At 38.5% G+C, this 652-nt stretch carries 1 protein-coding gene; it reads left to right on the top strand.

The window, feature by feature from the left end; translation table 11 throughout:
* Positions 1-110 precede the first annotated feature (110 nt).
* A partial coding sequence (locus FHQ30_RS12815; RefSeq protein WP_500692274.1) for a hypothetical protein occupies positions 111-652 on the top strand: 542 nt, incomplete at its 3' end.

Below are 652 nucleotides of genomic sequence, written 5' to 3'. Positions count from 1 at the left end.
TAACCAAATTATAACAAAAATACAACCAAAGAAACGGCTTTTTAATTGGTGTATTTTTTGAACATGAAGTATCATTATAGCATGTTATAAATTCATTATGATGGTAAAAAATGTTAGATCACAGTGCATTAACACAGATGTACCCGCTTATCGTCACGCCAAGCCATGATGGTAAATATTTTCATAATTATGTCACCTCATTACTCAATTTAACCGAACATGCGCATGCTGTCGGATTGCGATTTCAGGTTTTAATGCAGCGCGGTGAGAGTTTAATCACTCGAGCGCGCAATAATGCCGTTGCAGACTTTATGGCAAATCCGACATGGACACATTTGTGCTGGATTGATTCCGATATTGGTTTTGAACCCAATGCTTTTTTCCGTCTGTTATTGTCCGATTATGAGATTGCGGCCGGTGTTTATCCGTTAAAGCACGAACAGTTTCCGAGCCATATTTTTCCAGAAATGAGCCGCCAACAATTTGAAAGCGCCAGCACACGTTACACCATCAACATTGATAAAACAGATGAAAACAATCAAGTAAATTTAAATATTCTGCCGAACGGCTTTCTTGAAATGGGCGAAGCACCGACGGGGTTTATGTCGATTAAACGTTCTGTTTTTGAAAAAATGATGGCATTTTATCCGAC

The organism is Testudinibacter sp. 'clade 2' (genome assembly GCF_006227735.1).
Lineage (GTDB): Bacteria > Pseudomonadota > Gammaproteobacteria > Enterobacterales > Pasteurellaceae > Chelonobacter.
The sequence above is the reverse complement of the archived record's forward strand: the minus strand, read 5'-3'. Positions and strand labels throughout refer to the sequence as shown.